Origin of the sequence: Myxococcus sp. CA039A, from assembly GCF_013336645.1 — a bacterium.
Taxonomy (GTDB): domain Bacteria; phylum Myxococcota; class Myxococcia; order Myxococcales; family Myxococcaceae; genus Myxococcus; species Myxococcus llanfairpwllgwyngyllgogerychwyrndrobwllllantysiliogogogochensis.
The window spans coordinates 1-11,037 of record NZ_JABUMQ010000083.1; the positions used below are offsets into that span (position 1 = coordinate 1).

General features: G+C 70.1%; 11 protein-coding genes. 3 read left to right on the forward strand and 8 right to left on the reverse strand.

Annotation, left to right across the window (positions count from 1 at the left end; genetic code table 11):
- Positions 1 to 42: 42 nt before the first annotated feature.
- Positions 43 to 1,281: an MFS transporter gene (locus HR086_RS15945; RefSeq protein ID WP_174466043.1), complete on the forward strand. Its 1,239-nt coding sequence runs from the start codon at positions 43 to 45 to the stop codon at positions 1,279 to 1,281.
- An 18-nt stretch (positions 1,282 to 1,299) separates the two neighbouring features.
- Here HR086_RS15945 and HR086_RS15950 read toward each other — a convergent pair whose 3' ends face one another.
- The 8 genes from HR086_RS15950 to HR086_RS15985 are packed head-to-tail and all read right to left on the reverse strand — an operon-like array spanning position 1,300 to position 8,727.
- Positions 1,300 to 2,373 (reverse strand): M20/M25/M40 family metallo-hydrolase, encoded by a 1,074-nt coding sequence (locus tag HR086_RS15950; RefSeq protein ID WP_174466044.1) that lies wholly within the window; start codon positions 2,371 to 2,373, stop codon positions 1,300 to 1,302.
- Positions 2,360 to 3,226, reverse strand: coding sequence for a [LysW]-aminoadipate kinase (locus tag HR086_RS15955; protein WP_174466045.1), 867 nt, complete (start codon positions 3,224 to 3,226; stop codon positions 2,360 to 2,362). Before HR086_RS15955 ends, HR086_RS15950 begins: the two co-directional genes overlap by 14 nt.
- Complete coding sequence (locus HR086_RS15960; RefSeq protein WP_141642713.1) at positions 3,223 to 4,002, reverse strand: SDR family oxidoreductase; 780 nt, start codon at positions 4,000 to 4,002, stop codon at positions 3,223 to 3,225. Before HR086_RS15960 ends, HR086_RS15955 begins: the two co-directional genes overlap by 4 nt.
- Positions 3,980 to 4,978 carry a sulfotransferase gene (locus HR086_RS15965; protein ID WP_174454750.1) on the reverse strand — a complete coding sequence of 333 codons (999 nt, stop codon included), beginning with the start codon at positions 4,976 to 4,978 and terminating at the stop codon, positions 3,980 to 3,982. The genes HR086_RS15960 and HR086_RS15965 overlap by 23 nt, the downstream gene beginning before the upstream one ends.
- Before the next feature lie 17 nt (positions 4,979 to 4,995).
- Positions 4,996 to 6,036 (reverse strand): N-acetyl-gamma-glutamyl-phosphate reductase, encoded by a 1,041-nt coding sequence (gene argC / locus HR086_RS15970; RefSeq protein WP_174454751.1) that lies wholly within the window; start codon positions 6,034 to 6,036, stop codon positions 4,996 to 4,998.
- Entirely contained in the window at positions 6,033 to 6,884 is an 852-nt protein-coding gene (locus HR086_RS15975; protein WP_254614608.1) for a RimK family alpha-L-glutamate ligase, read from the reverse strand. The genes argC and HR086_RS15975 overlap by 4 nt, the downstream gene beginning before the upstream one ends.
- Positions 6,881 to 7,921 carry a transketolase family protein gene (locus HR086_RS15980; RefSeq protein ID WP_174466046.1) on the reverse strand — a complete coding sequence of 347 codons (1,041 nt, stop codon included), beginning with the start codon at positions 7,919 to 7,921 and terminating at the stop codon, positions 6,881 to 6,883. Before HR086_RS15980 ends, HR086_RS15975 begins: the two co-directional genes overlap by 4 nt.
- Entirely contained in the window at positions 7,918 to 8,727 is an 810-nt protein-coding gene (locus HR086_RS15985; protein WP_174462937.1) for a 1-deoxy-D-xylulose-5-phosphate synthase N-terminal domain-containing protein, read from the reverse strand. Before HR086_RS15985 ends, HR086_RS15980 begins: the two co-directional genes overlap by 4 nt.
- A gap of 174 nt (positions 8,728 to 8,901) precedes the next feature.
- Between HR086_RS15985 and HR086_RS15990 the strand changes: the two genes are divergently transcribed.
- Together HR086_RS15990 and HR086_RS15995 are read left to right on the forward strand one after the other, a co-directional pair.
- Positions 8,902 to 10,587 (forward strand): AMP-binding protein, encoded by a 1,686-nt coding sequence (locus HR086_RS15990; protein WP_174454754.1) that lies wholly within the window; start codon positions 8,902 to 8,904, stop codon positions 10,585 to 10,587.
- Between the two features lie 30 nt (positions 10,588 to 10,617).
- Positions 10,618 to 10,884, forward strand: a complete 267-nt coding sequence (locus HR086_RS15995) for a phosphopantetheine-binding protein (protein WP_141642707.1) — start codon at positions 10,618 to 10,620, stop codon at positions 10,882 to 10,884.
- Positions 10,885 to 11,037: the final 153 nt, after the last annotated feature.

Below are 11,037 nucleotides of genomic sequence, written 5' to 3' on the forward strand. Positions count from 1 at the left end.
GTGTTCCAGCGCGGGGTGGGGGGCTGCTAGAAGCGGGCTCCCGTGTCCACCCCGCACCTGGCGAGCTTGTCGTCCTTCCGTGCCTTGCGTCACAGGCAGTTCGTGGCCGTGTGGTTGGGGGCGCTCGTCTCCAACGTCGGCACGTGGATGGAGGTGCTCGCGCTGGGCGTCTTCGTCACGGAGGTGACGGGCCGCGCGGAGTGGACGGGCGGAGTGGCGGCGCTGACGTACCTGCCCTCGCTCGTGTTGTCCCCGCTGGGAGGCGCGCTGGCGGACCGCTTCGACCGGCGTGTCTTCATCTCGCTGTGTGCCGTGGCGCAGGCGCTGCTGGCGGCCTGTCTGGCGGGGCTGGCCTTCGCCGGCCACCTCACCGTGCATGCGGTGGCCGTCATCTCCCTGCTCAACGGCTGTGTGCACGTGCTGTCGGGGCCGGCCTACACGGCGCTGATTACAGGGCTGGTGCCGAAGGAGGACCTGCACAGCGCGATGACGCTGATGTCGGCGCAGTTCAACCTGGGCCGCATCCTGGGGCCGGTGTTCGCCGCGGCGCTCATGGCCTTCGGTGGTGTCGCGTGGGTGATGTTCCTCAACACGCTGTCCTTCATGGCGGTGCTGCTGGCGGTGTCCCGGGTGCACGCGGAGCCGCCCGTGGTCAGGCCCATCGAGCCCAAGGGCCTGTGGGCGGACATCGTCGAAGGCGCGCGCATGGCGCGAGGGGAGCCGGGCATCCGGATGGCGATGGTGTCGCTGTTCGCCCTGGCGCTGTTCATCTCGCCGTTCATCGCGTTGGTGCCGGTGTTCGCGCTCCAGGTGTTCGGCTCGGATGCGTCCGCCGCTTCCGCGCTCATCTCCATGCAGGGCATGGGGGCGCTGCTGGCCTCGGGCGTGGTGGGCGCGCTGGCGGTCCGTTGGGGCCGGGAGCGCGTGGTGGACCTCGCCGTGCTCGTGATGGGGCCGGTGACGGTCTTCTACTGGCTGTCCCCGACGCTGCCCGTGGCGATGGGGACCATGTTCGTGCTGGGCGCGGTGTACCTGGTGGTGATGACGGGGTTGAGCACCCGCTATCAGGAGCGCACGCCCAGGGAGCTGCAGGGGCGGGTGAGCAGCCTCGCGATGCTGCTCATCAACGTCGGGTACTCCGTGGGTGTCTGGGCCCAGGGGGCGCTCGCGGACCGGGTGGGCGTGCGCGCCGTCACCGCCAGCTCCGCGGCGCTGTTCCTCGTGGCCATGGTGGGGCTGCGCCTGCAGCGGCCTCGGACCGTGGATGTCGCGAGTACGTGACGTCCAGGGACGTGTGCTTCAGCCCGCGCCACCGGACTTGAGTGGGAGCAGTGACAGCACGCGAGCCAGCACCGCGACGCCTTCCTCGTACTCCGGAAGCTCGATGTGCTCGTTCGGCGTGTGGTCCAGCGACGAGTCACCCGGGCCATACGCGACGGTGGGCACGTTCCACGTGTCCGCCACCGTGTTCCAGTCGGACGTCCCTGTCTTCACTCGAAGCGTCGGACGTGCGCCGCGCTCGCGGATGGACTGCTTGAAAGCGCGCGTGAGGGCGTCGTTGCCCTCGGCGGAGACGGCCTGCTTTCGCGACACCGTCTTCACCGCCACATCGGGGACCTCGGCGAGACAGGCGAGCAGCGCGTCCACGTCACTGGTCGGCCCCGTGCGCACGTTGACATGGGCGGTGGCCCACTCCGTGTCTTCACCGGTGCCCGTCTGGAAGGAGAGCAGCGCGGGGAGGTCCTGCTCGAAGAGGGTGCACCCCTTGTTGCGCTCGTCGCAGCGACGACGCAGCCCGTTCCACGCGTCGACGAGATACTCCGCTGGCGCGCGGTAGCCACGGCTGGCGGTGTGACGCCGGCTGGCGCGGTACTCGAGCTCCAGGCGCAAGAGGCCCTTGTAGCCCAGGGTGATGCCGTGGGCGCCGCTGGGCTCGCCATTGACGACGAAGTCCGGCCGGTGGTGCTCGCGGGCATGCAGCGCGCCCCGGGTGATGGCCACCTCCTCCTCGACACAGCCCAGCAGGAGGAAGCGCTTGCCGGCGCGCTCCGAGTCGTCCAGCAGCTCCACGGCTTCGATGAAGGCAGCGAGCGCGCCCTTGGCGTCCACCGCCCCGCGTCCGAAGAGGCGCGTGCCTTCCAGTCGCACGGGGACTTCGCCCGGCACGGTGTCGATGTGGCCCAGCAGCGCGATGCACGTGTCTCCGTCTCCCATGCTGGCCACGGTGTTGCCCACCGGGTCCACGTGGGCCTTCCATCCGCGCTGCTCCAGTCGCCCGGCCAGCGCGCGAGAGAAGTCCGCTTCATGGTGGCTGGGGCTGTAGTGCTCCAGCATCCACCGCAACAGCTCCGGGCTCGCCTCACGGGCTCGCATGGGTCACCTTCCCGGAAGAAGTCAGCTTCGTCCCGACCTCGCCCGCGAGCGCGGACAACACGGGGCGCGGGGTGCCCGAGGCGGTGACATAGGCGGCGGACACGCCCGCCGCGAGCGCGCGCCGAGCCGCCTCCAGCTTGTAGCGCATGCGGCCCCTGGCGAAGCGCATGGCACCCTCGACGTCGTCACTCTGGCGGATGAGCGTCGATGCGTTGGCCGGGTCCTCCAGGAGGCCCGCCACGTTGGAGAGCATCACCAGCGCCCGAGCCCCCATCACCGCGGCGATGGCCGCGGCCACCTGGTCCGCGTCCACGTTCACCAGCGTCCCGTCCTCCGTCACCGCGGGAGGGCACACGACGGGCGTCTGCCCTGCCTCCAGCAGCACGTTCAGCAGCCGCGCATTCACCTCGCTGATCTCCCCCGCGAGGTGGCTCCGGTCGATGCGGGTGCGCTCCCCGTCCTGGAGCTTCAGCGGAGGCCGTCGTCGGGCGACGAGCACCCGTCCATCCGCGCCGCACAGGCCGAGCGCCGAGACGCCCCGGGCCAGCAGCGCGAGCACCGCGCGCTTGTTGACGTCGCCCACCCACGCCATCGTCAGCACGCGCAGCGTGGCCTCGTTCGTCAGTCGCACCACGTTGCCGGAGGCGGTCAACGCCTCGGTGCGCGCCATGCCCAGCGAGGTCAGCAGGGCATCACCGGCCTCGGAGCCACCATTCACCACGATGACGCGCTCGCCCTGGCGCCGCAGCTCCGCCACGTCCGCGCAGACGTTGTCCAGGTCCACGCCCGCGGCGCCGCCAATCTTCACCACCAGCGGCGCGCGGCCTTCATCGACCTGGGACGCGGTGCTCATCCGATGACGCTCGCGCCGCCGTCGACGAGCTGCACCGTGCCGGTGATGAACGACGCGCGCTCGCTCGCGAGGAACGCCGCCGCCGCCGCGAACTCCTCCGGAAGCCCCACGCGCTTCAGCGGAATGTGCGCCGCCATGGCCCGCAGGCTGGCCTCCACGTCCGCGCCGCCCGTGCCCGCCGTGCGCTCCACCGGAGGCGTGCGGGTGTAGCCGGGGGCGAGCACGTTGACGGTGACGCCGCAGTCGCCCAGCTCCTGCACCAGCGCGGACGCGAAGCCGACGATGCCCAGCCGCGCCGTGCCGGAGAGGGCGAAGCGCGCGACGGGCCGCACCACCGTCTCCGAGGTGATGAGCAGCAGCCGTCCCCACTGCGCGGCCTTCATGTACGGCAGCGCCGCCAGGGCCAGGTTGATGGCCGGCAGCATCACCGTGTCGATGGCCTCCTGGTACGCCACGATGTCGAACTTCGTGGCGGGGCCCGGCGGGGGGCCCGCGCTGTTCGTCACCACGATGTGGGGACCGCCCAGCTTGCCGGCCACGTCCTCCACCCAGGCGCGCGTGGCGCCGTGTTCACGCAGGTCCACCCGCGTGGCCAGGACCCTGTTGCCACGAGCCAGTCCGCGCAGGTGCTGCTCTGCGCGAGCGAGCCGGTCCGCGTCGCGCGCGCCGATGGCGACGTGCGCGCCTTCCTTGACCAGCTCCTCGGCCACGGCGAGCCCCAAGCCACTGGAACCCCCGGCGATGAGCGCGACCTTATTGGCGAGTCCCAGTTCCAAGTGTCTCCCTCCCTGCGTCACCAGCGTTCACGACGGGCTCCGGCCCTGGAACGACCTGCGCGGGCGCCGGAGGTCCCCTGTAGCCATACCGCCCCGTCAGCGGCCACGAGAGCGCGGACACCAGGGCCTTCACCCGAGGCGCCAGCTCCTTGCGCCACGCATCGTCACCGGGCCTCAGCAGCGTGGAGCCGCTCAGGAAGCGGTCCGGGTTGCCGGTGACGGTGTGGTTGCGCCCGAGCACCACTGTGCGGCCCTTCACCGGGTTGACGGCGCGGTCCTCCTGGATGAGCTTCAAGAGCGAGTCGATGGTGGCGGCGGGTGAGGCAATGAAGTCCTCGTACCGCAGGAACAGCGAGCGCTCCGGGTGGCGCCGCGTCACGAGCTCCGAGGCCACGTTGAAGCCGAACCAGTACGCGGTGCTGCGCGCGGCGGACATGGGGACGACGTACTGCTTCGTCTTCGTCCACGAGTGCGCGACGGCGCGCGGGTCCCGTACCAGATGGAGGTAGTACGGCGAGATTCCGCTCACGTGCGGCAACAGCGCCGCCTCCGAGGGGAACTTGCCGCTGTCGATGATGACGTGGCTGCCGGTGGCATCGGCGATGGTGCGGTAGGTCTTCGCGAGGAGCTGCGCGTGCTCGTACAGCTCGGTCGAAGGCGTGTCCTGGCGCAGCACGCGCCACGTGTGCCGGGTGCGGACGGTGTCCTGCTGCCTGCGCACCACGCGCAGGGCGTGGGCCTCGGGGGATTCGCCAGGGAGGGCGCCCTGCTCCAGCACCTTGGACCAGAGCGGACACTGGACCAGGTGCGTGCCGCAGCCGCACAGGGTGTTGGAGCCGTTCCCGAAGGCGTTCTTCCACAGGAAGCTGAGCTCACCGGTGTGGAAGCAGCCCTCCACCTCGTTGAGCACGTTGCCGATGATGGTGCTGCCGCTGCGGCACCAACCGGTGATGTAGAGGACGGTGAGGGCGCTCATGGGGGGAGCCTTTCGCGTCAGAGGGGGTGGAGGCCCCGGAAGCCGAGGCCCTCCGTTTCAGGTCTGCCCAGCATGAGATTCAGCGCGTGCACGGCCGTGCCCGCCGCGCCCTTCACCAGGTTGTCCAACGCGGCATTCACGACGATGCGCCCGCGCTCCGCGTCCACCTCCACCGCGAGGTCGCAGTGGTTGGTGCCGGCCAGGGGCGCGGGCTCCGGGAAGGGAGACGCGCTCGCGTTGGCGCGCAGCACGTGGACGAAGGGGTGCTCGCGGTAGGTGGAGGCCAGGGCTCGCAGCGGCTCGGACGCGTCCTCCAGCTTGCGCGCCGCGAAGGCATGCACCGTGGCGAGCACGCCGCGCACGCTGGGCACCGCCGTCGCGCTGAAGTGGACGACGGGCCTCACGCCGGCGAGGCGCTCGGTGGCGCCCTCGATTTCGCCCGTGTGTCGATGCCCCACCGCGCGGTAGCAGCGCAGGGCGGAGGCTCGCTCGGGATGATGCGAGGAGCGGTCCGGTGTCGCGCCGCCGCCGGAGGAGCCCGTCTTCGCGTCGACCACGACTTCGGGCCGCACCAGCCCCGCGCGCACCAGCGGCAGCAGGGCCAGCAGGGCCGCGTGGGCCATGCAGCCGGGCACCGCGACGAAGCGGGCGTCCTTGAGGCGCGCGCCCGTCCACTCCGGCAGGCCGTAGACGAACTCGGGCATGTCCGGGGGGCGGGGCGCGCGGGGATACCAGCGCGCGTGCTCGGCGGACTCCAGGCGGAAGTCCGCGCTCAGGTCGATGATGCGCCCGGCCCGCGCGCTCACTTGCGGCCAGCGGCGAATCAGCTCGCCGGAGGGCATGCAGGACAAGAGCACGTCGCACGGCTCCAGCGCGTCATGCGGTGAGAAGCGCGGAGTGGCCAGTCCTCTCAGGTGAGGGTGTGGGAAGTCGAGCCGCTTGCCCGCGTGCTGCTCGGACGTGGCCTGGACCACCTCCACCGCCGGGTGGGCGAGCAGCAGTCGCAGCACCTCGCCGCCGGCATAACCTCCCGCTCCGAGCACCGCGACGCGTGTCATCGCATGGCCTCCACCAGGTAGCCCGCCATCAGCTCCGGCAGGGGGATGCCGGTGAACTCGATGCTCCGGGCGAACTCCACGCAGTGGTTGATTTCATTCACGAGAATCGCGCCGTCCCGCGTCTCCAGCAGGTCCACCGCGACCATCTCCCCGCCCACCGCCTTGGCCGCGCGCTCGGCGAGCTTCGCGTGGGACTCGGGGACGTCGTAGCGCTCCGGCACCGCGCCCCGGGCCGTGTTCGTCACCCAGTGCTCGGAGCGGCGGCGCATGCCACCGACGGCGCCGCCGATGACGTACACGCGCAAGTCGTAGCCGGGCTTGTCGATGTACTGCTGGACGAGCGCGACGTGGTCCTGGGCGCCGCCCATCTCGAAGCGCATGGACATCATCCCCTCGGCCGCGTGCTTGTTGTCCACGCGCGCCACCATGCGGCCCCAGGAGCCCTGCACGGGCTTCGTCACGCAGGGATAGCCGCGCTGCTCCATCTCCGCGACGCAGGCGTCCTGCTCGAAGCCCAGGAAGGACCAGGGCATGGGGACGTCGTGCTCGGCCAGCGCGAGCGTGGTGAGCGCCTTGTCGCCGCAGGTGGCGATGGAGCGCGCGGTGTTGAACACGCGGGCCCCCTTCACCTCCAGGATGGAGGACAGGTAGCGCGCGCGGGTGAAGGACATGCTGCGCATCAGCACCGGGCCGCCGTCCTTCCACGGCTCGCGGTTCAGCGGGAGCACCAGGTCCGTGTCCGCGTGGGTCTCCACGGAGCAGCCGCGTCCGCGAAGCGCGTCGACGAGCATCCGCTCCTCGGTGCGCATCCGTGTGTAGACGAGGTGGACCTCGTGGCGACGCATCATCCCCTCCTGGCCGCGGGTGCCAGCGCCGTGAGCCGGGGGCGGGGCAGGGCGGTGAGAATCGAGTCGACCAGGGCGGCGCTCTCTAGCCCATGTCGTTGCAGCAAGGCCTCGTGCGTGCCCGCCGTGGAGTCGTAGCGGTCCTGGATTCCCGCGCGGACCACGCGGCGGCCCAGGCCGTGGGTGGCCACGCTCTCGCACACCGCGCCGCCCAGTCCTCCGAGGATGGAGTGCTCCTCCACCGTGACGAGCAGCCGCGTGCGCTCGGCCGTCTCCAGAATCGCCTCTTCGTCGAAGGGCTTGAGCGTGTGGAGGTTCACCACGCGCGCGGACACCCCCTGCGTCTCCAGTCGCGTCGCCACGTCCAGCGCCACGCTCACGCCGACCTCGCCATGGGCGATGATGCCGACGTCGCTGCCTTCACGCAGGCACATGGCGCGCCCGAGCGCGAACGCGGGCCGCGCCACGTCCAGCCGGGAGACGCGGTTGCGGCCGAGCCGCAGGTACACCGGCCCTTCCATTTCCAGCAGGGCGCGCGTCGCCTGAATCGTCTCCAGCCCGTCCGCCGGAGACACCACCGTCATGCCCGGCATGGCGCGAAGAATCGCCAGGTCCTCGATGGCGTGGTGCGTGGGCCCGAAGAACGCGCCGGACAGGCCGCCGTAGTCGCAGACGAGCTTCACGTTCGCCCGCCCATAGGCGAGCCCCAGCCGCACCTGCTCGCACGCGCGCATCGCCCCGAAGGGCGCGAAGGTGTGGGCGAAGACGACGTGCCCGGTGGCGGCCATGCCACACGCGATGTCGAGCATCGCCGCCTCGCAGATGCCCAGGTTGATGAAACGTCCCGGGTGCCGCGCGGCGAACGGGTCTCCTCCACCCGCGAGGTCCGCCTCCAGCAACACGACGCGCGGCTCCACGTCCGCCAGTCGCGCCAGGGTGTGTCGGAACACCTGCCGGTTGGCCAGGGACGGTTGCTCGCGCAGCCAGTCCTGGGGCGACGTCAAGAGGTCGGCGCCGCTGGACGTCGTGGAGCTCGTCATGGCGTCACCTCTCCCATGGAGGCGAGCGCGCGGCGAAGCTGCTCGGCGTTGAACGTCGCGTAGTGCGGTCCCTTGCCGCGCAGCATGGGTACACCCGCGCCCTTCTGCGTGTTGGCGACAATCGCGCGAGGTCCGTCACAGGGCGCCTCCAGCGCGGCCCCCAGCGCTTCCAGGTCATGCCCGTCCACCTCGACGGTGCTCATTCCGAAGGCGCGCAGCCGCTCCACCAGGGAGGCCTGGGACAGGATGGCCTCCGTGGGGCCATCGTTCTGTCCGCCGTTGCGGTCGACCAGCACCGTGAGTTGCGACAAGCGGTGCTGCGCGGCGACTTGCATCGCCTCCCAGTTGGAGCCCTCGCCCATCTCCCCGTCTCCACACACGACGAACACGCGGTTGGAACGCTGCCGCAGCCGGTAGCCCAGGGCCAGCCCCACGCCCAGCCCCACGCCGTGTCCCAGGCTTCCCGTGGGAAACTCAACGCCCGGCACCGCCGCATTCACGTGTCCGGTGAAGGGGCTTCCGTCAGCGTTGTATCGTTGCACCAGGTCTTCAGTGTCGACGAAGCCGAACTCGGCGAGCGCGGCGTAGAGGCCCGCGGCTGCGTGGCCCTTCGACAGGATGAGCGAATCGCGCTCCTCCCAGCGGGGCTCTCGCGGACGGAACTTCATCACCCGCCCCAGCAACACCACCAACAGCTCCACCATCGACAGCGAGCCACCGAGGTGGCAGCCGACGGACGTGGCGGCGAGCCGGAGGATGGTCCGGCGAATGCGTCTGGCGCGCTCCTCGAGAGGTACCTGGACCATGGATTTCTGCGCCTTTCATTCCAAGCTAGGAAACCAGGAGCGCGCCCGTCAATGTGAGTGATGCGACCTTGGGGTGTAGACATGTGAGCTTTCGCTGTCTTGCTGGTTTTACACGCGAATCGCTATGGTCCCACGCGGTCGAGGACGGTCTCACGGTGCACGGAGGGTGCGGATATGGACGCACGGTTCGGAAGCGGCCCCTCGTTGGAGCAGGCGGCGCTGTACCGGAGCAAGGGGTGGTGGCGTGACGAGACGGTGCTCGACGACTTGCGTCGAGCGGTGCGGACGCACCCGGACAAGACGGCCATCGTCGCGGCCCGCTACTTCGCCAAGGACGTCACGCGGCTGAGCTACGCGGAGCTGGGGCGCTACGTGGAGCGCTTCGCGGGCGCGCTCGTGTCGCTGGGCGTGGGCCGGGGCGAGCTGGTGGCGGTGCAGTTGCCCAACTGGTGGCAGTTCACCGCGTTGGCGCTGGCGTGCGCGCGCATCGGCGCCGTCGTCGCGCCCATTCCCCCGGACTACCGGCGTCGCGAGGTGGAGTTCATCCTCGGCAGGACGGAGTCATCCGTCTACGTAGGACCCCTGAGTTGGAGCGGGCACTCGCACCGGGACATGTTGCGCGAGGCGGCGCGCGCGCTGCCGTCACTCAAGCACCGCGTCTTCATCGGGGCGGGCGAGCAGGCGTCGGAGGCGGGCGAGCTGGATTTCGACGCGTACTTCGTCGCCCGGCACTGGGAGGACTCGACGTCGAAGGCGGAGCTGGACGCGCGCTCGGCGCGCCCGGACGACGTGTGCAACGTCCTCTATACGTCGGGGACGACGGGCGAGCCCAAGGGCGTCATCCACTCGCACAACACCAACTTCGGCATCACCCGCGCGCTGGTCGAAACCATGGCGCTGGGCGCCGACGACGTGGTGTGTCTGCCCTCGTTGCTCACCGCCTCCAGCGGATTTACCTACCTGTACCTGATGCCGGTGTTGCTGGGCGCGACGGCTGTCTACATGGACGTGGGGGACCCGGAGCTCACGCTGCGCTGCATCGAGGAGCACGGCGTCACGTTCATGTATGGGATTCCCACGTACGTGATGAATGTCATCGCCGCGAAGAAGAAGCGGGGCGGAGACACCTCGTCGTTGCGGCGGCTGTCCACCGGCTCCATCCCCGTGCCTCCGCACCTCATCGCCGCGGTGCGCGAGAGCTTCGGCGTGCCGCTGCACACGCTGTGGGGGATGACGGAGAACGGCGCGGTGACGATTACGCGACGGGAGGATCCGCCGGACTGGCCTTCCAACAGCGACGGCAGGCCCGTGGACTGGATGGAGGTGAAGATTGTTCCCGCGCTGGCGGAAGACGGCTCGCCCTATCCGGAGGGCACCGGCCGACTGCTCGTCCGAGGAGCCAGCCAGTGCCTGGGCTACTTCAAGCGCGAGGACATCTACCGCGCGTGTGTCGACGAAGAGGGCTGGTTCGACACGGGAGACCTGGCGCGGGACGACGGGCGTGGGGGCATCCGCATCGTCGGACGGCTCAAGGACGTCATCTTCCGCTATGGCCAGAAGGTGCCCGTGGTGGAGGTGGAGTCCGCGCTGTACTCGCATCCGAAGGTGCGGGAGGTGGCCGTCATCGGTCACTCGGACGACCGCATCGGCGGTGAGCGCGTCTGCGCCGTGGTGGTGCCGCGCGACGAGACGCCGACGTTGGATGAGCTGCGAGCCCACCTGAAGGGCCTGGGCATGTCGAATCAGTACTGGCCCGACAGGCTGGAGGTCGTCGAGGAGATGCCCAAGACGCCGTCGGGGAAGATTCGCAAGTACCTGCTGCGCGAGCGTTTGAAGGGGCCCACCGCGAAGGTGGGCTGAGCATGTCCCCGACCATGATGAGGAGCACACGTGAGCACTGAGTCGAGCACCACGCCGTTGGTGCGACAGCTCGCCGGGTATTGGCGGGAGCTGCTGGGGGCGGAGGTCGTGAAGCCGGAGGACCACTTCCTGGAGATTGGCGGCAACTCGCTGATGGCGACGATGCTGGCCAATCGAATCGAAGAGGAGCTGGGCATCCAGCTCTCCATGGTGGACCTGTTCAACACGCTGGAGCACGTGGCCGCCGTCTGCGAGGAGCAGCTGCGCGAGCAGGGCCGCACCTTCCCCGCGGCCTGAAGTCGTCCAGGAGGCGGGCCTTCTCCCGCCATCGTCTCCGAGTGACTGTTCGGGGACTCAAGCTTCACGCCTTCACGAAGCACCAGGTGTCGGTCTCACCGACGCGGGCCTTCGTGTCTTCCGAGATTCGTCTTCTTGAGTTTGAGGTGTCGA

Coding starts and splice junctions, on each gene's coding strand:
- HR086_RS15950 (WP_174466044.1), bottom strand. CDS start 2,373: ATGCGAGCCCGTGAGGCGAGCCCGGAGCTGTTGCGGTGGATGCTGGAG.
- HR086_RS15955 (WP_174466045.1), bottom strand. CDS start 3,226: ATGAGCACCGCGTCCCAGGTCGATGAAGGCCGCGCGCCGCTGGTGGTG.
- HR086_RS15965 (WP_174454750.1), bottom strand. CDS start 4,978: ATGAGCGCCCTCACCGTCCTCTACATCACCGGTTGGTGCCGCAGCGGC.
- argC (WP_174454751.1), bottom strand. CDS start 6,036: ATGACACGCGTCGCGGTGCTCGGAGCGGGAGGTTATGCCGGCGGCGAG.
- HR086_RS15975 (WP_254614608.1), bottom strand. CDS start 6,884: ATGATGCGTCGCCACGAGGTCCACCTCGTCTACACACGGATGCGCACC.
- HR086_RS15980 (WP_174466046.1), bottom strand. CDS start 7,921: ATGACGAGCTCCACGACGTCCAGCGGCGCCGACCTCTTGACGTCGCCC.
- HR086_RS15985 (WP_174462937.1), bottom strand. CDS start 8,727: ATGGTCCAGGTACCTCTCGAGGAGCGCGCCAGACGCATTCGCCGGACC.
- HR086_RS15990 (WP_174454754.1), top strand. CDS start 8,902: ATGGACGCACGGTTCGGAAGCGGCCCCTCGTTGGAGCAGGCGGCGCTG.